Origin of the sequence: Sorangium sp. So ce1153 (assembly GCF_051521595.1) — a bacterium.
In the GTDB taxonomy this organism is placed as follows: domain Bacteria; phylum Myxococcota_A; class Polyangia; order Polyangiales; family Polyangiaceae; genus Sorangium.
This window is the reverse complement of record NZ_CP150361.1, coordinates 12,083,908-12,105,162: the sequence shown is the minus strand read 5'-3', so window position 1 is coordinate 12,105,162 and position 21,255 is coordinate 12,083,908. Positions and strand designations below refer to the sequence as shown.

Here is a 21,255-nt window from a genome sequence, read left to right as displayed (position 1 = left end):
CGCCGCCGCGCACGACCGTCAGGCGGTCTTTGGCGTGTCGTACAGATAGAAAGGCGTGTTGACGATCACGACGCTCTTCCCGCCCCGGAAGAGCAGGAGCCATTTGAGGATCGACGCCGTGTGGTTGTGGAGGAGGTAATGGTACCAGCGTGACTCGACCACCTCCGGCACGACGACCGCCACCTGCCGCTCGGGGTGTGCGCGCGCAATGGTGGTGATGAAGCGGAGCAGCGGCCTGAAGAGCCGCCGGTACCGCGACCGCACCACCACCAGCCGAGGCGCCGGAACGCCCTTCGCCTTTGCAGGCTCCTCCACGAGATCGTGCCACTCGCCGCTCAGGTCCTCGACGCGAGGATCATCGAGGATCACCTGGAGCGCGTAGACCTCGGGCGAGAGCTGGAGCGCGAAGCGGAGCCCCTTCTGCGCCACGAGGTCCCAGCGCCGGACCGGGACCACCACGATCGGCGGCGGCGGCGGCGTCAGGTCGAGCGGCTCGTGGTCGCGCACTGCGTCCTCGAGCTGCGCGTAGTGCCTCTTCACGCCGCGGAAGAGGAAGAAGGCAGCGATGACGAGCAGGGTCGAGACCCACGCGCCCTCGGTGAATTTCGAGATGATGATGACGACGAGCGTGGCGGCCGTGGCCGTGGCGCCGGTGGCGTTGATGGCGAGGTGGAGCCGCGAGCGCGGGCCGCGGACCCTGTTCCAGTGCGCGACCATCCCCGCCTGCGACATCGTGAAGGCCAGGAAGGCGCCCACCGCAAAGAGCGGGATGAGCGCGTCCGTGATGCCCTGGAAGACGATGAGCAGGAGCGCCGAGAGCCCGGTGAGGACGGCGATGCCGTAGGAGAAGGCGAGGCGCCTGCCGCGGTGGATGAAGGGCTCCGGCAGGAAGCGGTCGATCGCGAGGAGCTGGCAGAGGCGCGGGAAGTCGGCGAAGCTCGTGTTCGCAGAGAGCATGAGCACCGCGACAACGGCGGCCAGGGTCACGTAGTAGAACGGGCCGCGCCCCACGACCGCGCCCACCACCTGAGAGATGATGCTCTGGTAGCCGCTCTTGCCTGGCTCGGTGGCGGTGACGCCGTACGCCTGCGCGAGGATCGCGATCCCGGCGAGCAGGATGCCCAGCGAAGCGACGATGTACGAGAGCGTCCGGCGCGCCTGCAGGCTGCTCGGCTTGCGAAAGGCGGGGACGCCGTTGCTCACCGCCTCGACGCCGGTCATCGCGGTGCACCCGCTCGCGAAGGCATGACAGAGCAGAGCGATGCTCGCGGTCCCGAGCGAGGACGGGAGCGAGGGCGGCGCGACAACGGGCGCGGGGTGCCCTCCCTGGAGGACCAGCTTCCCGATGCCGATCGCGATCACCGCGAACAGGCAGCCGAGGAACGCGTACGTGGGCGCCATGAACACGAGGCCCGCGGTGCGCAGCCCGCGCAGGTTGGCCGCGGTGAGCAGGACGAGGACGGCGAGGCAGAGGCCCAGGGTGTGGGGCAGGAGCGCGGGCACCGCGGAGACGAGCGCGCCCACCCCCGCCGAGACCGCGACCGCGACGTTGAGCACGTAGTCGAGGAGCAGCGCCGCCGCCGCGACGAGGCCCGCGTTGGTGCCGAGGTTCTCCTTCGCGACGATGTACGAGCCGCCGCCGCTCGGGTAAGCGACGATCGTCTGGCGATACGAGACGTAGACAATCACGAGCAGCGCGATGACCAGGGCGCTGAGCGGCACGATGTAGCGGAGGCCAAGCGCGCCGAGGGGAATGAGCACCGTGAGCGCAGCCTCGGGCCCGTACGATGCAGAGGCGAGCGCGTCCAGGCCGAGGACCGGAATCCCGGAGAGCGGACCTATCTGCTCCTTCTCCTCCTCATCCGATGCCAGCCGCCGACCGAACAGGATCGTCGTGAGAGACGTGAGAGACATGCGCGTCGGGGGAGAGCAAGGCATATGCCGGAGTGAGCTCCCTCAGCGCGCTCGCAAGAGGCGCGGCGTGCACAGGATGATCGCGTCTCGCGCCGAGAAATCCTGCGGCGCTGGCGCAAAGGTGGACGAGCACGGGCGCTGCCGCGTGCGAGCGGCCGGCACCAGCCGAGCCGGGACGACGCTGGCGACACCTGCTTCCAAGAGCTCCGTGACCCGAAGCGATCGCACCCACGGAGCGCTCGCATTGAGAGGCCCGATCAAGCTCGAAGCGAAGGCACGCGTGGCGGCGTCTGCGACGTCTCGAGATGATCCACCGGGGCGGGGGACGATCGCACGCGACCCTCGACCGCGCCGTCGGCTCCCTTCACATCGTGAGCGCGCTCCGCGCCGTCATGGCCCGGCTGCACCGCACCCCGCCGACCTCCGCGTTCCTCCGCCGCCGTGATCTCGTCGAAGGCCGCGAGGGCGTGGGTTTGCTCACGGGCGTGGTGAGCCTCCTCCTGATACGATCGCGCGCTTCCCGGACACCGCCTCGTCGCGATCGCCCTCACGGACGCCGCGCTCCCCGTCCGGCCTCGCCCGTACCCTCCTCGATCGCTCCGACGGCGAGCGAGCGCTTGAGGCGTGATCATTTGCCACGCGTGGCCAAGTTGCCCCACGGCGGCGGGGCGACCGGGCACGCGATCGCCCCTGCCGCTGGAGCGAGCAGCTCGGGATGAGGCCGTTGCTGCGCTCCTGCCACTGCGGGTTCTCCAGATGGTATGTGCTTCGCATGAAGCCGGGAGCTATCGCCATCTCAGAGGCTGATCCTTTCAGGACGAGGTAGAGCGCTATGACCACCATCGGTAACGACCAGTACACTTCGGGCGGGTACAAGAACGGGATCTACGAGGGCGGCTCGCAGGAGTCCGGCTCGCAGGAGTCTGGCGCGCAGCAGGCGCAGGGCGGCGACGGCGGGGTGAGCCTCGACTCGCTCCTGAAGTTCGCGAAGGACATCCAGGGCAAGGTCAAGGACGTCCCCTACATCGTCCCGATCGCGATCGGCGGAGCGGCGTTCGCGATCGGCGTGCTCGCGAGCTCGAGGATCCTGCGCCAGCTCACCCTCCTCGCCGGCGGTTACGTGGTCAAGTACGCGATCCAGAACGCCCCCAAGGACCAGATCATCGACTTCGCGAAGAAGGTCGTGACCGACTCGTTCCGGGCGGCGTCTTCGAAGGCCTGAGTACGGCACAGACGGCGCGCACGCAGGAGCGCTTGCCCGGAGCCGAGCCGCTCCGGGCGAGGGCAGCCTGACCCGGCCTCCGCCGCGCCGACGCCGCACGCGCCTCCGTCGTCTGGTATGCCAGACCTCTGGTATGTCAGAGACGCGCGCGCGCGCCGCCAGCGTACGGGTCAGGAGGACGCCATGAACATCTCGGAGAGCATCGAAGTCCGCTGGTTCTTGCCCGCCGACGACGCTCGGGCGCAGCGGCTCACGTCGTGGTTCTCGCGCGCGTCCTCCGAGGCGCCACGCGTGGACCGCTACCTGCGCGTCCAGCGCGCCGACCTCGGGGTCAAGCAGCGCGGCGGCAGCGCGGCGACCGGCCTCGAGACCAAGTTCCGGGTCTGCGCCTTCGGCCCCGTCCACTTCTCTGCGACGATCCTGGGCGAGCTGGAGCGGTGGACGAAGCTATGTCACGGGTCCACGGACGCCGACGACGGCGGGCGCGGGTGGACGACCCTCAGAAAAGAGCGCCGGGTGCGGGTGTTCGGGCTCGTCGGCGGCCGCGCCGTCGAGGTGACGGACGGGAGGCATCCCGGGGCCGGGTGCGCCGTGGAGCTGACCCGCGTCGATCTCGTGGACCGCAACGGGAAGGCGACGCCGGCGGCGTGGACGCTGGGGCTCGAGGCGTTCGGTCCAGCCGAGACGCTCCTCGAGGCGCTGTACGGGGTGGGGCGGGCGGTCTTCGCGGAGCAACCCGACCTCAGGCTGGAGGTCGCCGACTCGAAGGGATACTCGGCGTGGCTCGCCGAGCGGTCGGCGGCGCTGTGAGCGGGAGCGGCGCGAGCTGAGGCAGCCGCGGAGGGCGACCGCGGTGGGCGCCGTCGCGGTGGGCGCCGTCGCGGTGCGGCTCATCCGGGCGCTCCGGCGGAGACGGGGGCGGGGGAGAGCCGGCGGGCCGCCGCGCCAGCGACCCACGAGGCGGCGCCGCAGGCCGCCATGATGGCTGCCATCGGCCGCATGGAGCCGTCGTTGAGGACGCCGACGAGCGACGAGGCGCCGGCCGCGATCGCGAACTGGATCGAGCCGAGCGCCGCCGAGGCGAGCCCCGCCCGCGCGCCCTGGCCGTCCATCGCGAGCGCCGTCGCGTTGGAGCCGATGAAGCCGATGCTCGCGACGAACGCGAACAGCGTCCCGACCACGGCGGCGATCCCTCCCCAGCCGCTGATCCCCACGGCGAGGAGGACCGCGCCCACCGCGGTGGTGGCCGCCGTGGCCCGCGCGAGCAGCCACGCCGGCGAGCGACGCGCGAGCAGCCGGTGGTTCACCTGGGCGCTCGCGATGAGGCCGAACGCGTTCGCGCCGAAGATCCAGCCGTAGTGCTGGGGCGAGACGTGGAACAGCTCGATGAGCACGAACGGCGAGCCCGAGATGTACGCGAACATGCCCGCCTGCCCGAAGGCGCCCGTGAGCGTGTACGCGACGAAGGCGTGGTCCCGCGCGAGCTCGCGCAGGTGCGCGCCGATCACCCGGACGTCGAGCCGCTTCGTCCGCTCGACCGCCGTCTCGGGGAGCGCGGCGGCCATCAGCGCCAGGCAGCCGAGCCCTAGCGTCGCGAGCACCGCGAAGATGACCCGCCAGCCGGCGACGAGGAGCAACCAGCCGCCGAGGGTGGGCGCCAGGATGGGAGCGGCCCCCATGACGAGCATGAGCAGCGAGAGCAGCCGCGCCGCCGCGGCCCCGCCGTAGAGGTCGCGGACCACGGCGCGCGTCACGACCTGCCCCGCGGCGCCGCCCACGGCCTGAAGGAAGCGGAGCGCGATGAGCGCCTGCACGCTCGGCGCGAGCGCGCACCCGATCGACGCGAGCACGTAGAGCGCGAGACCGACGTACAGGGGCCGCTTGCGGCCGAACCGGTCGGTCAGCGGACCGTACGCGAGCTGTCCCAGCCCGAGGCCCGCGAAGTACACCGCGAGCGTGAGCTGCACCGCGGACGCGGTGGTGCCGAGGTCCCGCTGCAACGTCGGCAGGCTCGGCAGGTACATGTCGATCGAGAGGGGACCGAGCGCGGTGAGCGCACCGAGGATCAGGGCGAGGAAGCCAGGGCTCTTGCGCGTGATGGGCGGGCTCGGCGTCATGTCAGGCAGTCATGTGGGGCCCGCGGCGTCGCTCGACCAGTGACGCGCGACGCCGTCGCGGCCGAGCGCCGACTACCACGTCAAGCACGGCGGCGCCGGTGTAGGTTGCGTGCGTGGATGGCGTGCGCGGCGACGAGCCAGCGCCCGGCTTCGTTGAAGAAGCTCGTCGACGACGCTCGTCGACGAAGCCGGCCTGCGCAGCTCGACGGCGCCGGAGTCGCCCGCCGTGCGCGTGTCCACGGCGCGGGCGACCGTCGCGATCGTGCCGCGTGCTACCTGCGCAGCACGCGCCCCTGCCGCGTCTTGCTCGTCAGCGCGCCGTCCCGCACCACCTCCTCGCCCGTGATCAGGACAGCCCGGATCCCCGAAGGCGGCGCTTCAGCTCGCCCCGGCGTCGTGTTGTCCGCCACCGTGGCCGGATCGAACACGACGAGATCCGCCCAGTGTCCAGGCACGATGCGCCCGACGTCGCGGAGCCCGATCCGCTCGGCCGGCAGCGACGTCATCCGGCGCACGGCCTCCTCGAGCCGGAACAGGCCGAGATCCCGGCTGTAATGGCCGAGCACCCGCGGGAACGTGCCGAACGACGCGGGGTTGTGCCGGCCGCGCCGGGTGAGGATCGCGTCCGTCTCGAATGCGCACAGCGGGTGAGAGAGCACGGCCCGGAGCGGCTCGTCCTGCGCGTCGACGCCGGAGTAGGTGTTCAGGAGGATCCGCGCCTTCCCGTCGCTGGCGCGGGCGACGTGCACGTAGGCGTCGAACTCGCTCCTGCGGAGGCGCCCCGCGATCTCCCTGAAATCGAGCCCTTCGAGCGCCTCGAGCTCCGGCGCCCCGCCCCAGAGCAGCCTGATGTCGGCGTAATCGAGCCCGAGGAGCAGGCGGAACATCGCGAACTCTCGCCGGAGCCGGCGAAGCACGGATGGATCGTTGATGCGGGCGCGGAAGTCATCGAGCACCCAGCCCGGGAAGAGGGCGTTCACCGTGGTGTTGCCGACCGTGTAGGGGAAGGCGTCGAACGCGGCGTCGACCCCCCTTTCCACGGCACGCTCGATCGCGCGGAGCACCGAGGGAGCCGTGGGCCACGTGCGCCGGCCGATGAAGATCTGGTGCGAGAGCTGGATCCTCGCGCGGCTCTCCTCGGCGAGGCCGAGCAGCTCGCGGACGGAGCGGAGGTTGTGCGGCGGGCCGAAGAGCAGCGGCTTGTAGAAGGGCGACACCCATGTGTAGGCCCGTCCGTGGACCGTGAAGACGCCGCCCTCGTCAGCCACCGTCCGGAGCAGGCTCAGGAGCTCGTCCCTGCGCGAGAAGACACCGGGCGTATAGGCCAGTCCGGCCGAGAGCCCGAACGCCCCCTCGCGCAGCGACGCGCGCGCGAGCGAGCACAGCTCCAGCAGCTGTCTCGGGCTCGGGGCGGCGGCGCTGTTGCCCATCACCGCCTGGCGGAGCGTGCCGTGGCCGACCAGGAGCGCCGCGTTCACGAGCAGGCCGCCGCCCTCGAGCGCGCTCAGGAGCTCGCCCATCGATCGCCACGGATACGCGAGATCTCCGTCCTTCAGGATCTCCGCCGAGTGTTCCACCAGCGGGATGGACGCGTCGGTGACCGGAGCAGGGGAGTGCCCGCAATTGCCCGCCACGACGGTCGTGATGCCCTGGGCGACCATCGGCGCAAGGACTTCCTCGTGATCCGGCAGCGGGAGGAGCCAGTCGACGTGCGAATGGATGTCGATGAAGCCGGGCGCGACAGCGAGGCCGCCGGCGTCGAGCGTTCGCCCGCCCTTGAGCGCGCCTGGCCCGGCGATCGCGGCGATCTTGCCATTCAGGATCCCCACGTCCGCCACATAACGAGGTTGGCCGCTGCCATCGAGGACCGTCCCCCGCGAAACGACGAGATCGAATTCCATCAGGGCTCCTGATCAGGCGAGGGCGGGGCCCCGATGGGCCCGTGAGCTCGGGGAACGCGCCAGGAGGCGCACCGCCACCGCCGGCACCGCCGACGTCATGAGCAGCCTGCTCTCGAAGATCATCGAGAAGCAAGCGCGCCATGTCACCTCAGCGCTGCCTGGCGCGCGCGCGGCGAGAGCGCTAGTCGGTCCTCGTGCGCAAGCGAGTCGAGCACCTCGTCGAAGGCGGCTGGTTCGCGCTCCTCGATCCATGGCTCCCGCGCGAGGAAGCGGACGCGCTGTTCGAGGCGCTGCGGGAGGGGGTCGCGTGGCGGCAGGACAAGATCAAGCTCTTCGGCAACGAGCACCTCCAGCCGCGGCTGTCGGCCTGGTACGGCGACCCCGGCGCGATCTACACGTACTCGGGGTTGACGCTGGCGCCCGAGCCCTGGTCGCCGCCGCTCGCCGAGCTCAGGGCGCGCGTGGAGGCCGCGTGCGCGGAGCTCCCCGGGGGCGAGCCATCGCGCGCGCCGGGCCCCACGTTCAACAGCGTCCTCTTGAACTATTACCGCAGCGGCGCCGACTCGATGGGCTTCCACGCGGACGCGGAGAAGGAGCTCGGGCCGAACCCGGTGATCGCCTCCGTGTCGCTCGGCGCGCCGCGGCGCTTCGTCCTCAAGCCCGCCGGCAAGTGGAAGGACGCGCCCGCGATCGAGCTGGAGCTCGGCGGCGGGAGCCTGCTCGTGATGGGCGGGACCACCCAGCACCACCACCGGCACGGCGTGCCGAAGCAGCGCGGCGTGGGGCCCCGCATCAACCTGACCTTCCGGCGCATCCACGGGCCCTGAGTGCGCGCCGGGGCGGGGACGTAGCGCTGCGGCGCGCCGCCCTCGCGGCAGCGCTCCCGAGGGCCGCGCCGCGCGCGCAGGCCGGCGCGGCGCTCGTCACGCGAGGTCGCCCCCGCAGATCAGCGCGGCGAGCTCCCCGGCCCGCTCCGGGGTCCCCAGGTCGCGGGCAGCGACGGTGATCGCGCGGATCTCCTCTGCCCTCCAGCCGCCCTGGCCGGGGGCGGCGGCGATCCGGACGCGCAGGAGCTCTCCGGACGCGACGACGGCGAGCTCCACGCCCCCGCCGCCCGGACTTCCCTTGTCGCGGGAGACGGGCACCACGACGGCGCCGCGCGCCTCGAGCGCCCGCGCGAGCCGCGCCTCCGGGGCGACGGTCGTGCCGAGCGGCGCCGCGCTGCCCGCGTGGCGCGCCGGGCCGAGCGGGTGGAGCGCCGCGGCGAGCTCCACGGACGCGACCGCCTCGGCGGCGCGCGTACCGGCGCTGCGCACGGCGCGCCGCAGCCGCTCCGCGCGTTCGCCGTCGCGGTCGAGCGCGGCGAGGTCCGCCGGGTCGAGCCGCACCACGCAGCGGACCAGCGCCACCCCGCCGCTGCTCGGGACCTGCGCTGCCTCGAGCCTGGCGCGGCGGAGCATCGCCGCGCCAGGCGCGTCGCCCGACGCCTCGAGCAGCGTCGCCGCGCCGCCCAGGACCGCGTCGGGGTGCGGCCGCTCCGGCGCGTCCGACAGCGCGGCCTCCCGGTACACCTGGTTCCACCCGCGCCCGACGCCGGGCAGGCGCAGCAGCAGCGACAGGTCGGCGAGCTCGGTCTCCGGCGTGCGGACCGCGCTCGCGAACGCCTCCCTCACCGCCGCGAGGCGGGACGCGTCCGCCGTGAGCGCCGCGAACGCCGGCGCGTCCACGGCCAGCGAGAGGCGCGACGCGCTCACCGCGCGCGACCCCAGGGTCCACCGCTCGGGCGGCCCGGCCAGCGCCAGCTCGGCGCCGCCGACCAGGGCGGCGAGCCCGCGATCGCCGCGCGCCTCGAGCAGCGCCGCGGCCGCCGCCTTCAGCGCGGTCAGCGCCGGGATCACGCCCCGCCCATGCGCCCGCGCCGCGCGGTCCGCTGCTCCTCGAGCGCGGCGTCCGCCTCGAGCGCGGCCTCGGCCTCGCGCTGCGCCTCGGCGTCGACGGCGCGCTGCCCCTCCACGACGCGGGCGGGCCGCGCCTCGGTGGCGGCCGCCTCGGCCATCGCCACCGCCGCGTGCCGCACGTCGTCGTACGGCTTCGCGAGGTCGAAGATCACCTTCGTGTTGCCCTGGCTCAGGTTCGCCAGCGCCTCGAAGCGCCGGAGCTCCATCGCCCCTGGCGAGCGCGCGAGGATGCTCGCCGCCTCGGCGAAGTTCTTCGCGCTCTCCACGTCGGCCTCGCTCTTGATGACCACGTAGCGCCGGTCGCGCTCGGCGATGGCCCCCTTCGCGAGCACCTCCTGCATCTGCGGCGGCAGCGCGATGTCCTGGAGCCCGATCATCTCCACGTGCAGCCCCCACGCCGCCGCCACCGCCTCGACCTGCGCGCGCACCTTGGCGGCGACCTCCTCGCGGTGGGCGAGCAGCTCGTCGAGCCGCGTCTCGCCCACCACGTCGCGCAGCACCACCTTCGCGCGGTCCTTCATCGCCGTCTCGTAGTTCTCGACGGCCAGCGTGGCCTTCTCCGGGTCGACGACGCGGTAGTAGACGACCGCATCGACCATCGTGGTCACGTTGTCGCGCGTGATCACCATCTGCTGGAGGAGATCGCGGTTCTTCATCCGCGTGTCGATGCGCCGGAGCTCCTGAATGCCCGGGAGGAACAGCGTCACGCCCGGCGACACGCGGCCGGTCAGCTTGCCGAGCGTGAAGCGCAGCGCGGCCTCCCACTGGTTGATCTGACGCAGCCCCGACAGGAGGTAGGTGACCAGGAGCGCCGCGAGGAGGACGAGGACCAGGGACATCGCGAGGGACTCTAGCAGAGCGCCCTGCGACGGCGCGCACGCCCGGATGAGCGCGCCTACACGAGCCCGCGCCCCCGCGGCTTCGCGCTGGTGTCGCTTCCCGGGCGGTGTACCCTCGCTCGGCGATGGGTGCCGAGCCGAGCCAGGCGTTGCGCGACGGGCGCTACGTGATCACGCGCGCCCTGGGCGAAGGGGCTCAGGGGCACACGCTCGAGGCGGTCGACAAGCGGCTCGGCAAGCTCGTCGCGATCAAGCGGTTCCAGGTCCGCGGCGCCGCGAGCTGGAAGGGCGTGGAGCTCGCCGAGCGCGAGGCGCGGGTGCTCGCCTCGCTCTCGCACCCCAGCCTGCCTGCCTATCTCGACCATTTCGAGGAGGACGGAGCGCTCTTCCTGGTGATGGAGAAGATCGACGGCGAGAGCCTGGGCGCGCTGCGCCGCCGCCGCGCGGTGCTCGGCCGGGACGAGATCCTCCGCTTCCTGCGGGACGCCTCGGGCGTGCTCGACTACCTGCACGGCCGCGCGCCGCCGGTCATCCACCGCGACATCAAGCCGAACAACGTGATCCGCCGGCCGGACGGCTCCTTCGCGATCGTCGATTTCGGAGCGGTCCGCGATCGCATGCGCCCCGAGGGGGGGAGCACCGTGGTCGGCACGTTCGGGTACATGGCGCCGGAGCAGTTCCAGGGCCGCGCGCTGCCCGCGTCGGACGTCTACGCGGTCGGCGCGACGGCGCTCTGCCTGCTGACCGGCGAGGAGCCGGAGAACCTGCCGCACCGGGGGCTCGCGATCGACGTGCCCGCGGCCCTCGGCGGCCGCGCGGACCCGCGGCTCGTCCAGGCCCTGTCGGCGATGCTGGAGCCCGATCCGGACCGCCGCGCCGCGCGGATCGCGCCGCTCCTCGCGGGGCTCGACGCGCGCGGGGCGCCTCCCGAGCGGCCGCGCGCCGGCCCCGCCGCGGAGCGCGACGCGCGCAAGGCGTACAGCGACGCGCGCAAGGCGGAGCGCGACGCGCGCAAGGTGTACCGCGACGCGCGAAAGGCGGAGCGGCGCGCCCGCAAGGCGGAGAAGCGCGCGCGCAGGCAGGAGGGGCACGGGGAGCACTGGCGCGGCCTGGACGGCTTGCCGCTCGTGGGCGCGCTGTTCGGTCTCACCGTCGCGCGCATCGCCGTCGGCCTCGCGCTCGGCGTGGTCGTCCCGACGGTGCTGACGCTGCTGTCGCTGGTGTTCGGCCGGGTGCTGCGCGAAGAGGCCGCGCCGAACGTGCGCAGGGCCGGCCGCGTGGCCCAGCTCGCGCTGCTCCGCGCGACCCGCGCCGTCCGCGGGCGCCCCGCGCCGGCGGGCGCCGCCCAGCACGGCGCCCAGCAAGATCACCGAGCGCCGGCGCGCGTGCGCATCGACGAGCAGGAGGCCGCCGGGCGAGCGCGCATCCGCGATGACCTCGACGACGAGTTCGACGAGTTCGACGAGTTCGACGAGCTCGAGGCCGAGGAGCAAGCCGGATCGGACGCCGCGTCGCGGCCGTCGCGCGCGGCGAAGCGCTGAGCGCCGCGCGTCTGGGCGCATCCGAGCGGCGCGGCGCGCGGCCGTCGCGCCGCTCAGATGCGCCCGAGCGCGGCGTCGATGCGCAGGCGGAAGACCTCGACGATCGCCTCGGCGAAGATCCTCCGGCTCATCTTCGAGTGGCCTGCGCGGCGGTCGACGAACACGATCGGCACCTCGACCACGCGGAGCCCTTTGCGGAGCGCCCGGTAGGTCGTCTCGATCTGGAAGGCGTAGCCGTTCGAGCGCACGCTGCCGAGGTCGAGCGAGAGGAGCGCGCGCCGGGTGAACGCCTTGTAGCCGGTCGTCAGGTCGCGGACGCCGACGCCGAGGATGGTCCGCGCGTAGAGCGAGCCGCCCTTCGAGAGCACGTGCCGCCCGAGGCCCCAGCCCTCCACGCCGCCCCCCGGCATGTTGCGCGAGCCGAGGACCACGTCGGCGCCCCGCGCGATCGCGTCGAGGAAGGCCGGCAGGTACCCCGGGTCGTGCGAGAGGTCCGCGTCCATCTCGAGCGCGACGTCGTAGCCGCCGTCGAGCGCGCGCTGGAAGCCCTCCAGGTACGCCGTGCCGAGCCCGAGCTTGGCCGGGCGGTGGAGCACGCGGACGCGCCCGTCGCGCGCGGCGAGCTCGTCGCCGAGGGCGCCGGTCCCGTCCGGCGACGCGTCGTCGACGACGAGCACGTGCGCGTCCGGGACCGCCGCGAGGACGGAGCTCACGAACTCGGCGAGGTTGTCCCGCTCGTTGTACGTCGGCGTGATGACGAGGGTTCGGGGGGCCATGCTGGCTCGGCTCGGCTGCGCGGCCGGACGCGGGGACGTGCGCATCGTGCGGCGTCGCGCGTCGCGCCCGCGGGCTCTGCGCTCAGCCCTCCGCTTCGTCGGCCGGCACCGGCACCGGCTTGATCGAGAGCACCGCCGGCACATAGACGGCGATTGCGACCGCCTCGTCGGGCTCGCGCTCCTGGCGGCCGGTGAGGCCGTGCACCCGGTGGAGGATGTACGGCCGCGCCAGCCGCTGCTTCCTGGAGGGGAGGACCTTGCCGAGCAGGTGGCCATACAGGCTCTTCAGGTCGTCGATGCCGCGCGGCGTGATCGCGGCGAGGTGCAGCCCGCCCTCGACGCGCGCGACCTTCACGTCGCCCTCCGGCCTGGCCGCGCCGCGTACCGGGAGCACCGCCTCGTAGTCCCACCGGTCCGGCGGATCCTCGCCGGGGTCGCCCCTCAGGCCGAACAGCGGCTCCTCGACGAGCGCCAGCTGCTGCCGCTCGGCCACCTCGGCCAGCCGGGCGCAGGCGGCGCGCAGCGCGGCGAGCGTCAAGGCGCGCTCGAGCGGCACCACGAGCCCTCGGACCGTCTGCCGCCAGGTCTCCTCGACGTCGTGGCCGCCGGTCGCCGTCGCGGGAGCGCCGCGGGCCCGCAGGCGCCGCGGGGGCTTCGGGGTGGTCTCGTCCGACGACATCCGGGCCGAGCGATCTACCAAAACGATCGCGCCGGCGGAAGGCGCCGCGGGGCGCGCCCCCGGCTCCTTGCGGTTGCCGGAGGCGTGCGCGCCAGTTACTTTCCCTTCCCGACAGGGCGTTCGCTCTGCATCGGGCCGACCGGCTGCATGCAGCCTCGGTCACTCGCGGGGTAGCGCCCGGCCAATGGGCGCGCGACCTCGAACCTGAACAGCGCGGCACCGACGGAGACAGACATGGCGAGCCAGAACGTTCACACCCTCACCGACCAGAATTTCGAGTCCGAGGTCCTGAACTCCCCCATCCCCGTTCTCGTGGATTTCACGGCCACCTGGTGCGGGCCCTGCAAGGCGCTCGCCCCGATCGTCGACAAGATCGCGGACGAGTTCCAGGGCAAGGTGAAGGTCGCCAAGCTCGACATCGACGGCGCTCCGGAGACGACCCGCAAGTACGGGGTGCGGAGCGTTCCGACGGTGATCGTGTTCAAGGGCGGCCAGAAGGCCGGGCAGCAGGTCGGCCTCGTGAGCCGCGACAAGCTCGTGCAGCTCCTCGGCCTCTGAGCCGAGCGCCGCCTCGCACCGAGGCCGCGCGACGGAGCGCGAACGCGCGCGAACGCGCGAGAACGCCGACCGCTCCCCTCTTCCCTCCGAGCGCTCCCCACCCCACACCTCTTCGGCCAGCCGGTCGCGGCGCCGCCAGCGCGGCTCCCCGAGAACGCGGGTCTTGCGCGCGCGGAGAGCTTTGCTTGACCGTCGCGCGCGAGGTGACTACGTATCGCGCCCGGCCACTTTCCCAGGAGTTCGTGATGGCGACGAAGATCGCAATTAACGGTTTTGGACGCATCGGACGCTGCATTGTCCGCGCGCTCGTCGAGCGCGGCGTGAAGGATATCGAGCTGGTCGCCATCAACGACCTGACGGATCCGAAGACCCTCGCCCACCTCTTCCAGTACGACTCGATCCACCGCGAGTTCAAGGCGGCGAAGGTCGGCGCCGGCGACAAGCACATCACCATCGGCGACCAGAAGATCGAGGTCCTCGCGCTGAAGGACCCGGCCGAGCTCCCGTGGAAGAGCCTCGGCGTCGACATCGTCCTCGAGTGCACGGGCCTCTTCACGGACAAGGCGAAGGCCGCCGGCCACATCAACGCGGGCGCCAAGCGCGTGATCATCAGCGCGCCGGCCAAGGGCCACGACCTCACGGTCGTCATGGGCGTGAACGACCACAACTACGACGCGTCGAAGCACACGATCATCTCGTGCGGCTCGTGCACGACGAACTGCCTCGCCCCGATCGCCAAGGTCATGCTCGACAACTTCGGCATCGTCCGCGGCCTGATGACGACGGTGCACTCGTACACGAACGACCAGAACCTGCTCGACATCCCGCACCGCAAGGGGGACCTGCGCCGCGCCCGCGCTGCCGCGGTCAACATGATCCCCTCGAGCACCGGCGCCGCCAAGGCGCTGTCCGAGGTGATCCCGGAGCTCAAGGGCAAGTTCGACGGCCTCGCGATCCGCGTCCCCACGGTCGACGTCTCGCTCGTGGACCTCACCCTCGAGACCGAGAAGCCGATCACGAAGGAGAGCATCCACGCCGCGATGAAGCAGGCCGCGGACCAGGGTCCGATGAAGGACATCCTCAACTACACCGAGCGGGAGCTCGTCTCGGGCGACTTCATCGGCTCGCCCGCGTCCAGCACGTTCGACGCCACCATGACGTCGGTCCTCGGCGACCGCTTCGCGAAGATCTTCTCGTGGTACGACAACGAGTGGGGCTTCTCGAACCGCATGATCGACCTCGCGCAGCTCGTGGCGAAGAAGGGCGTGTAGCGCCGTGAAGCTCACCGGAATCCGCTCCATCGAGGACCTCGCCGCGGCCGGCGACGCCGCCGGCCTCAGCGGCAAGCGCGTCTTCATCCGCGTCGACTTCAACGTCCCGCTCGACAAGAAGACGGGCAAGATCACGGACGACTCGCGCATCCGCGAGGCGATCCCGACGATCAAGCTCGCCGTGGAGGCGGGCGCGAAGGTGATCCTCGCGTCGCACCTCGGCCGCCCGAAGCCGGGCAAGACCGAGGGGCTCTCGCTGGAGCCGTGCGGGGGGCGGCTCAGTGAGCTCACGGGCTACGAGGTCCACCTGCCGGACGACTGTATCGGCGACTCGCCCAAGAAGGTCATCTACGACCTCCGGGCGGGCCAGATCTGCCTCCTCGAGAACCTCCGCTTCCACCCGGAGGAGGAGAAGGACGACGAGGGCTTCGCGCGCCAGCTCGCCGAGCTCTGCGACGTCTACGTCGACGACGCCTTCGGCGCCGTGCACCGCGCCCACGCGTCGGTGCACGCGCTGCCGCGCCTCGTGCGCGAGCGCGCCGCCGGCCTCCTCCTCCTGAAGGAGCTCAAGGCCCTGAGCCGGCTCATCGACCGCCCGGAGAAGCCGTACGTCGCCGTCCTCGGCGGCGCCAAGGTCTCCGACAAGATCGACGTCGTCGAGGCGCTCCTCAACGTGGTCGACACCCTCTGCATCGGCGGCGCGATGGCGAACACGTTCCTCGCCGCGCAGGGCAAGAACGTGCAGAAGAGCCGGATCGAGGAGGACAAGCTCCCGCTCGCGCGGACGATCATGAGCAAGGCGCGCGATCGGGGCATCCAGCTCCTCTTGCCCGTCGACGTGGTCGTCGCCTCTGGCATCGACGCGACGCAGGGCGAGTCCGCGTCGGTCGACTCCATCCCCGAGGGCACGATGGCGCTCGACATCGGGCCCCGCTCGGTCGAGCTCTTCGGCAAGGCGATCGAGAAGGCGAAGACGGTGTTCTGGAACGGCCCCATGGGCCTCTTCGAGACGCCGGCCTTCTCCAAGGGCACGTTCGACGTCGCGCGCATCATGAGCGGCGCGTCCGGCTTCACGGTGGTCGGCGGCGGCGACAGCGCGGCGGCGGTCAAGGTGGCCGGCGAGCAGATCGCCCAGGGCTTCAACCACATCTCGACCGGCGGCGGCGCTTCGCTCGAGCTCATCGAGGGCAAGAAGCTGCCGGGCGTCGAGGCGCTCCGGTCGGTCGAGGTGAGCGAGTGAAGCCCGTGAACGATGGGGGGACGCCCGGCGACACGGGCGCCGCCCCGCGGCGTCCGCTCATCGCCGGCAACTGGAAGATGAACGCCGGGGGGCAGGACGCCTGCCCGCTGGCGGCGGCCGTCGCCAAGGCGACCCGCGAGCTCACCCGGGCCGAGGTGGTGGTCGCCCCGCCGTTCACCGCGATCGCCGCCGTGGCCCACGAGCTCGCGGAGGCGAAGAGCGAGGTCGGCATCGCCGCGCAGAACATGAGCGCCGAGGTCTCCGGGGCGTTCACCGGCGAGATCGCCTCGGGCATGCTCAAGGACGCGGGCGCGACCTGGGTCATCCTCGGTCACAGCGAGCGGCGGCAGCTGTTCGCCGAGACCGACGAGTCCGTCGCCCGGAAGGTCGCCTCGGCGATCGCCGCCGAGCTGCGCCCCATCGTCTGCGTCGGCGAGACGCTCGAGCAGCGCGAGGCGGGCGAGACGCTCGCCGTGGTCGAGCGCCAGGTCCGCGCCTTCCTCGACGAGCTCGCGAAGCAGCCCGGCTTCGGCGTCATCGCCTACGAGCCGGTCTGGGCGATCGGGACGGGCAAGGTCGCGCGCGCCGAGGACGCCCAGGAGGTCCACGCGTTCATCCGCGGCCTGCTCGCGAAGGCCTCGGAGGACCTCGCTTCCGTCACGCGCGTCCTCTACGGCGGCAGCGTCAAGGCCGACAACGCCGAGGCGCTGCTCGCCCAGGACGACATCGACGGCGCGCTCGTCGGCGGGGCCTCGCTCGACGCCGCCGGCTTCGCCAAGATCGTCGAGGCCGCGCACCGACTGGCGGAGCGCGCGGAACAGGGGTAGATCGCGGGCCGCTCCCGCCTCACCGCGGGAGCGCCGGCCTGCCCTCTCACCCGGGTTGCCCCTCAGCCTCCCCGCGCGCGCCAGAATATCCCAGCAGAAAGACGCCGATGCTTCACACGCTCCTCAACATCGTGCACGTGTTCGTCTGCCTGTTCTTGATCCTCGTCGTGCTCCTCCAGCAGGGGCGCGGGGGCGGGATGGGCTCGGCCATGGGCGGCGCCACGGCGCAGGTGTTCGGCGGCCGCGGCGCGGGCAACTTCATGACCCGCCTCACGGCCATCTGCGCCGCCGTCTTCATGGCCACGAGCGTGTCGCTCGCCTACCTCTCGTCGGCGGGCGATCGCGAGCTGCGCGAGTTCGAGCGATCCCAGGAGAAGTAGGCCCGCGTGCTACGGCCCGCTCCCGCGCCGGGGAGGGCGGCGGGCGGGGCGCGCGGTGCGGGGTCGCCTGAGCGGGGGGCAACGGCCTCCGCCGCCCCCTTCGCGCGTGACCTTGCCCTCGTCGTCCTCGCCAAGGCGGCTGTCTCCGCGCTGGTCCTCGCGCTCGGCTTCCGGGCGGTGAGCGACGACGACTTCGCGCGCGTGGTCCTCGCGCAGGCGTGGGCCCACGCGCCCCGGCTCGACCCGACCGGGACGAGCTGGCTCCCGGCTCCTTTCTGGCTCAATGGCGCGCTTTTCCGCGTTCTGGGGCGCGTTGTTGCGCCGACCCTCGAGGTCGCCCGCGCCGTCGCCTTCGCGCTCGGCCTCGCGTCGGCGGCGCTCGTCTACGTCTCCGCCCGCTGGATCACGGGCGACCGCCGCGCCGCGCTCGCCGGCGCGCTGCTCGCCGGCGCCTTTCCCTGGAGCGCCTGCCTCGGCGTGGCGACGGTCCCCGAGCTGCCGACCGCGGCCCTCTCGCTGTTCGCCGTCGCGTCGCTCCTCACGCCGCCGGCCGGGCCCGCGCCGCCGGCCGGGCGCGCCCTCGTCGGCGCGCTCGCGATCGTCGTCGCGACGCTCTCCCGGTACGAGCCCTGGCCCGTCGCCGTCATCTTCGCGGCGATGGCGCTGCTCGCCGCCGCGCGCCTCGGCCAGGGCCGCGCCGCGCAGGCGAAGCTCGCGCTCGCGGCGCTCGTCGCCCTCGCCGGGCCCGCGGCGTGGGTCGCGTGGAACCGCGTCGCCCACGGCGATGCGCTGCACTTCCTGGCCCGCGTCGCCTCGTACCGCAACGCGGTCAGCCCCGGCGGCGACGGCACCCTGCTGCGGCTCTTCGCATACCCCGCCGCGATGGTCCGCGAGGAGCCGGAGCTCTTCCTTAGCCCCGCCGCCCTCGCCTTCGTCGCCTGGCGCGCACGCCGCGGCGCCGCGTCGAGTGCGGCCCGCGAGGCCCGCCCGTTCCCGCCGCTCCTCCGCGCCGCTCGCCCGTACGCGCTCCCCGGCGCGGTCGCCGCCCTCCAGATCGCGGCGCTCTCGCTCGCCCTCGTACGCGACGGCGCCCCGACGCACCACCCCGAGCGCGCGACCCTCCTCGCCCTGCTCCTGCTCGCGCTCGCCGTGGGGGATCTCTCCACGCGCGCCTTCCGCGGCGCTTCCTCCGGGGCGCGGCGGGCGCTCGGCGGCGCGCTGCTGGTGGTGCTCTTCCTCGGCGTGTTCTTCCGGCCCCACCTGCGCCGCGAGCACTTCAACCCGCGCACCGACGAGGTCGCCATCGGCCGCGCCGCCGCGGAGCTCACGCCGCCCTCCGCGCCCGTGCTCGTCGAGGTCGTCGACTATGGCCACCTCGCGACGCTCGCCGCCCTGGGCCGCCCCGAGAGCGCGCACCCGGACCGCTCGGTCGACCCGCGCGACCCCCCGGTCCGCTCGAGCTTCGACGACCCCGCGTCGCTCGCCCGCCGCATCGCCGACGTCGGCGCGGCGTACCTCGTCGGGCGCGTCAGGCCGTCCGTGATCGACCTCGCCGGCCCGCCGCTCGCGACGCGCGGCGCCTGGGGTCTCTGGGCCGCGCCCGCCGGGCGCGGCGCGCCGCCGCCGGGCACGCCGGAGGGCCGCGCCTCGGGCCCGGCGGAGGCGGCGCCATGACCCAGTCCGAGAGGCGGTTCTTCGCGCACCCGTCCGCGTGCATCGACGAACCCTGCGACATCGGCGACGAGACGAAGGTATGGCACTTCTGCCATGTCTCGGCGGGCGCGCGCATCGGCCGCGCCTGCGTCCTCGGGCAGAACGTCTTCGTCGCGGGCAGCGCCGTCGTCGGCGACGGCGTCCGGATCCAGAACAACGTGTCGGTCTATGACGGCACCCTCGTCGAGGACGACGTGTTCCTCGGACCGTCCGCGGTCCTCACCAACGTCATCAACCCGCGCGCCCAGATCGACCGCCGCGCATTCCTCGACACGACGCGCATCCGCCGTGGCGCCACGGTGGGCGCCAACGCCACCGTCGTCTGCGGCGTCACGATCGGCCGCCACGCCTTCATCGGCGCCGGCGCCGTGGTCACCCGCGACGTCCCCGACTACGCGCTCGTCACCGGCGTGCCGGCCCGGCGCACCGGCTGGATGAGCCGCCACGGCCACAAGCTCGTCGCCGCGCCCGACGGCCTGATGCGCTGCCCCGAGAGCGGCTACCGCTACGAGCGCCGCGGCGACGTCGTCCGTTGCCTCGACCTCGACGAGGACGCGCCGCTCCCTGCGCCCCGCGCCGCGGCCGCGCGTCGCTACCGCGACCTCCCCGCGCCAGAGGACACCGAGGAATGACGCCGCCGCCCGTTCCCTTCTTCGACCGCGCTCGCGGCGATCTCGCCATGCAGGACGAGCTCACCGCCGTGTTCCAGTCGGTCGTCCGCGGCGGCCACTACATCCTCGGTCCGGAGGTCGGCGCCTTCGAGTCGGCGTGCGCCGCGTACCTCGGCGTGCGGCACGCCGTGGGCGTCTCGTCCGGCACCGACGCGCTGCTCGTCGCGCTGATGGCGCTCGGCGTCGGCGCGGGCGACGAGGTGGTGTGCCCTGCGTACACGTTCTTCGCGACCGCGGGCGCCATCCATCGCACCGGCGCGCGGCCCGTCTTCGCGGACGTGCTCCCCGGCTCGTTCAACCTGGATCCCGCCTCCCTGGCGTGCGCCCTGACGGCGCGCACGCGGGCGGTCGTCGCGGTCCACCTCTTCGGCGACTGCGCCCCGATGGACGAGCTCCTCGCCGTCGCGGGCAGCCGTGGCCTGCCGATCATCGAGGACGCGGCCCAGGCCTTTGGCGCCGAGCGCGCCGGCCGCCGCGCGGGCGCGCTCGGGCTGCTGGGGTGCTTCTCGTTCTTCCCGACCAAGAACCTCGGCGGCTTCGGCGACGGCGGGCTCGTGACGACGGATCGCGACGACCTGGCCGAGCGCGTCCGGGCGCTGCGCGCCCAGGGCGCTCGCAAGAAGCATCAGCACACGCTGGTCGGCGGCAACTTCCGGCTCGACGCGCTCCAGGCGGCGCTCCTCCGGCGCAAGCTCCCGCACGTCGGCGCGCTCCTCGAGCGGCGCCGCGGGCACGCCGCGCGGTACGCGGCGCTCCTCGGCGGGGCGGGTCTGCCCATCGCGTTGCCTGACGCCGGCGCCGCCGGGCACACGTTCAACCAGTACGTCGTCCGCCTGCACGACGCGTCCCTGCGCGATCCGCTGCGGAGCTTCCTCGCCGAGCAGGGCGTCGGCACCGAGGTCTATTACCCGGCGCCGCTCCACCTCCAGCCCTGCTTCGCGCCGCTCGGCCCGCCCGCCGGCGCTCTCCCCGTCGCGGAGGCCGCCGCGCGCGAGACGCTCGCGCTCCCGATCTTCCCCGAGCTCACGGGCGAGGAGATCGATCGCGTGGCCGCCGCCATCCGCGCGTTCTTCGGGTGACGGGCGGCGTCGCGCGCCGCCGCGTGACGGGCGGCGGCTACGCGCGCTTCGGCGGGATCGGATACAGCTCGGCCAGGTCCTCGTTCCGCCGGAACCCGAGCGCCTCCCGGTGCACGCGCAGCTCCCAGAGCGCCTGGGTGGCCGCCTCGCGCTGCCGGTTGAAGGCCGCGACCCTCGCCACCCGCTCCCCCGGGGCCGCGCCCTGGCTCCCGGCGAGCGCGTCGAGCGCCTTGCCTTGCAGCTCGAGCTCGAGCAGCGCGACGTTGACCTTGTCCTCGGACCTCCCGAGCGCCGAGGCCATCTCCCGGAGGATCTCGCCGGCGATGTCCGAGGGGCCCGAGGCGGGCAGGCGCTGCCGGAGGCGGTCGAGGTAAGGGCTCCTGTGCCCTTCGTTTTTCAGCTGGTCGACGAGCTTCTTCCACGTGGGCTCGGCCATGTCGCTGGAGCGTAGCAGCGCTGCTCGACCGTACCGCCTTGGCCGTGCGCGCAGCCGCGCGGGTCACCCGGGATCAGCCGGGCCTGCCTGCTTTGGCCCGTTGGCCCCGCGGACGGCGCGGCCGCCCTCGCGG

20 protein-coding genes are annotated in these 21,255 nt (G+C 73.2%); 12 read left to right on the top strand and 8 right to left on the bottom strand.

Annotated features, from left to right (window positions below; translation table 11 throughout):
• Positions 1–18: 18 nt before the first annotated feature.
• Positions 19–1,914 carry an APC family permease gene (locus WME85_RS44040; RefSeq protein ID WP_437830217.1) on the bottom strand — a complete coding sequence of 632 codons (1,896 nt, stop codon included), beginning with the start codon at positions 1,912–1,914 and terminating at the stop codon, positions 19–21.
• Between the two features lie 832 nt (positions 1,915–2,746).
• Between WME85_RS44040 and WME85_RS44035 the strand changes: the two genes are divergently transcribed.
• A complete protein-coding gene (locus WME85_RS44035; RefSeq protein ID WP_437830215.1) occupies positions 2,747–3,136 on the top strand; it encodes a hypothetical protein in 390 nt (129 codons plus the stop codon).
• A gap of 183 nt (positions 3,137–3,319) precedes the next feature.
• A complete protein-coding gene (locus WME85_RS44030; RefSeq protein WP_437830214.1) occupies positions 3,320–3,946 on the top strand; it encodes a hypothetical protein in 627 nt (208 codons plus the stop codon).
• Between the two features lie 80 nt (positions 3,947–4,026).
• Here the strand turns inward: WME85_RS44030 and WME85_RS44025 are convergent, their stop codons facing one another.
• Both WME85_RS44025 and WME85_RS44020 read right to left on the bottom strand, forming a co-directional pair.
• Entirely contained in the window at positions 4,027–5,253 is a 1,227-nt protein-coding gene (locus WME85_RS44025) for a multidrug effflux MFS transporter (RefSeq protein WP_437305058.1), read from the bottom strand.
• A 272-nt stretch (positions 5,254–5,525) separates the two neighbouring features.
• Positions 5,526–7,154: an N-acyl-D-amino-acid deacylase family protein gene (locus WME85_RS44020; protein ID WP_437830213.1), complete on the bottom strand. Its 1,629-nt coding sequence runs from the start codon at positions 7,152–7,154 to the stop codon at positions 5,526–5,528.
• Positions 7,155–7,348: 194 nt separating this feature from the next.
• On the opposite strand from WME85_RS44020, the gene WME85_RS44015 reads away from it, so the two are divergent.
• Positions 7,349–7,981 carry an alpha-ketoglutarate-dependent dioxygenase AlkB family protein gene (locus WME85_RS44015; protein ID WP_437830212.1) on the top strand — a complete coding sequence of 211 codons (633 nt, stop codon included), beginning with the start codon at positions 7,349–7,351 and terminating at the stop codon, positions 7,979–7,981.
• Between the two features lie 96 nt (positions 7,982–8,077).
• On the opposite strand, the gene WME85_RS44010 is transcribed toward WME85_RS44015, so the two are convergent.
• Together WME85_RS44010 and WME85_RS44005 are read right to left on the bottom strand one after the other, a co-directional pair.
• Positions 8,078–9,052: a hypothetical protein gene (locus WME85_RS44010; protein WP_437830211.1), complete on the bottom strand. Its 975-nt coding sequence runs from the start codon at positions 9,050–9,052 to the stop codon at positions 8,078–8,080.
• A complete protein-coding gene (locus WME85_RS44005) occupies positions 9,049–9,951 on the bottom strand; it encodes an SPFH domain-containing protein (protein ID WP_437305054.1) in 903 nt (300 codons plus the stop codon). The genes WME85_RS44010 and WME85_RS44005 overlap by 4 nt, the downstream gene beginning before the upstream one ends.
• A gap of 125 nt (positions 9,952–10,076) precedes the next feature.
• Between WME85_RS44005 and WME85_RS44000 the strand changes: the two genes are divergently transcribed.
• Positions 10,077–11,492, top strand: coding sequence for a serine/threonine protein kinase (locus WME85_RS44000; RefSeq protein ID WP_437830210.1), 1,416 nt, complete (start codon positions 10,077–10,079; stop codon positions 11,490–11,492).
• A gap of 53 nt (positions 11,493–11,545) precedes the next feature.
• Here the strand turns inward: WME85_RS44000 and WME85_RS43995 are convergent, their stop codons facing one another.
• Together WME85_RS43995 and WME85_RS43990 are read right to left on the bottom strand one after the other, a co-directional pair.
• Positions 11,546–12,268 carry a polyprenol monophosphomannose synthase gene (locus WME85_RS43995; RefSeq protein WP_437830209.1) on the bottom strand — a complete coding sequence of 241 codons (723 nt, stop codon included), beginning with the start codon at positions 12,266–12,268 and terminating at the stop codon, positions 11,546–11,548.
• A gap of 82 nt (positions 12,269–12,350) precedes the next feature.
• Entirely contained in the window at positions 12,351–12,947 is a 597-nt protein-coding gene (locus WME85_RS43990) for a hypothetical protein (RefSeq protein WP_437830207.1), read from the bottom strand.
• Between the two features lie 234 nt (positions 12,948–13,181).
• Here WME85_RS43990 and trxA point away from each other — a divergent pair, with 234 nt between their 5' ends.
• The 8 genes from trxA to WME85_RS43950 all read left to right on the top strand — a co-directional run bounded on the left by trxA (position 13,182) and on the right by WME85_RS43950 (position 20,686).
• Positions 13,182–13,505, top strand: a complete 324-nt coding sequence (trxA, locus tag WME85_RS43985; protein ID WP_437305050.1) for a thioredoxin — start codon at positions 13,182–13,184, stop codon at positions 13,503–13,505.
• A 245-nt stretch (positions 13,506–13,750) separates the two neighbouring features.
• On the top strand, positions 13,751–14,776 hold the full coding sequence (gene gap / locus WME85_RS43980; RefSeq protein WP_437305049.1) for a type I glyceraldehyde-3-phosphate dehydrogenase: 1,026 nt from the start codon (positions 13,751–13,753) through the stop codon (positions 14,774–14,776).
• A gap of 4 nt (positions 14,777–14,780) precedes the next feature.
• Entirely contained in the window at positions 14,781–16,016 is a 1,236-nt protein-coding gene (locus WME85_RS43975; protein WP_437830206.1) for a phosphoglycerate kinase, read from the top strand.
• The gene (tpiA, locus tag WME85_RS43970) at positions 16,013–16,843 is read left to right on the top strand and encodes a triose-phosphate isomerase (protein ID WP_437830205.1); all 831 of its coding nucleotides are present in this window, start codon (positions 16,013–16,015) and stop codon (positions 16,841–16,843) included. The genes WME85_RS43975 and tpiA overlap by 4 nt, the downstream gene beginning before the upstream one ends.
• Positions 16,844–16,950: 107 nt before the next feature.
• Positions 16,951–17,223: a preprotein translocase subunit SecG gene (secG, locus tag WME85_RS43965; protein ID WP_433929726.1), complete on the top strand. Its 273-nt coding sequence runs from the start codon at positions 16,951–16,953 to the stop codon at positions 17,221–17,223.
• Between the two features lie 6 nt (positions 17,224–17,229).
• Complete coding sequence (locus tag WME85_RS43960; protein WP_437830204.1) at positions 17,230–18,897, top strand: hypothetical protein; 1,668 nt, start codon at positions 17,230–17,232, stop codon at positions 18,895–18,897.
• Entirely contained in the window at positions 18,894–19,568 is a 675-nt protein-coding gene (locus WME85_RS43955) for an acyltransferase (RefSeq protein WP_437830202.1), read from the top strand. The genes WME85_RS43960 and WME85_RS43955 overlap by 4 nt, the downstream gene beginning before the upstream one ends.
• Positions 19,565–20,686, top strand: a complete 1,122-nt coding sequence (locus tag WME85_RS43950; RefSeq protein WP_437830200.1) for a DegT/DnrJ/EryC1/StrS family aminotransferase — start codon at positions 19,565–19,567, stop codon at positions 20,684–20,686. Before WME85_RS43955 ends, WME85_RS43950 begins: the two co-directional genes overlap by 4 nt.
• A 37-nt stretch (positions 20,687–20,723) precedes the next feature.
• Here WME85_RS43950 and WME85_RS43945 read toward each other — a convergent pair whose 3' ends face one another.
• A complete protein-coding gene (locus WME85_RS43945; protein WP_437830198.1) occupies positions 20,724–21,122 on the bottom strand; it encodes a hypothetical protein in 399 nt (132 codons plus the stop codon).
• Between the last annotated feature and the right edge of the window lie 133 nt (positions 21,123–21,255).

Bases quoted from the DNA above. Each gene is read 5' to 3' on its own strand.
- WME85_RS44040 (WP_437830217.1), bottom strand. From the start codon at position 1,914: ATGTCTCTCACGTCTCTCACGACGATCCTGTTCGGTCGGCGGCTGGCA.
- WME85_RS44035 (WP_437830215.1), top strand. From the start codon at position 2,747: ATGACCACCATCGGTAACGACCAGTACACTTCGGGCGGGTACAAGAAC.
- WME85_RS44030 (WP_437830214.1), top strand. From the start codon at position 3,320: ATGAACATCTCGGAGAGCATCGAAGTCCGCTGGTTCTTGCCCGCCGAC.
- WME85_RS44025 (WP_437305058.1), bottom strand. From the start codon at position 5,253: ATGACGCCGAGCCCGCCCATCACGCGCAAGAGCCCTGGCTTCCTCGCC.
- WME85_RS44020 (WP_437830213.1), bottom strand. From the start codon at position 7,154: ATGGAATTCGATCTCGTCGTTTCGCGGGGGACGGTCCTCGATGGCAGC.
- WME85_RS44005 (WP_437305054.1), bottom strand. From the start codon at position 9,951: ATGTCCCTGGTCCTCGTCCTCCTCGCGGCGCTCCTGGTCACCTACCTC.
- WME85_RS44000 (WP_437830210.1), top strand. From the start codon at position 10,077: ATGGGTGCCGAGCCGAGCCAGGCGTTGCGCGACGGGCGCTACGTGATC.
- WME85_RS43995 (WP_437830209.1), bottom strand. From the start codon at position 12,268: ATGGCCCCCCGAACCCTCGTCATCACGCCGACGTACAACGAGCGGGAC.
- WME85_RS43990 (WP_437830207.1), bottom strand. From the start codon at position 12,947: ATGTCGTCGGACGAGACCACCCCGAAGCCCCCGCGGCGCCTGCGGGCC.
- trxA (WP_437305050.1), top strand. From the start codon at position 13,182: ATGGCGAGCCAGAACGTTCACACCCTCACCGACCAGAATTTCGAGTCC.
- gap (WP_437305049.1), top strand. From the start codon at position 13,751: ATGGCGACGAAGATCGCAATTAACGGTTTTGGACGCATCGGACGCTGC.
- secG (WP_433929726.1), top strand. From the start codon at position 16,951: ATGCTTCACACGCTCCTCAACATCGTGCACGTGTTCGTCTGCCTGTTC.
- WME85_RS43955 (WP_437830202.1), top strand. From the start codon at position 18,894: ATGACCCAGTCCGAGAGGCGGTTCTTCGCGCACCCGTCCGCGTGCATC.
- WME85_RS43950 (WP_437830200.1), top strand. From the start codon at position 19,565: ATGACGCCGCCGCCCGTTCCCTTCTTCGACCGCGCTCGCGGCGATCTC.
- WME85_RS43945 (WP_437830198.1), bottom strand. From the start codon at position 21,122: ATGGCCGAGCCCACGTGGAAGAAGCTCGTCGACCAGCTGAAAAACGAA.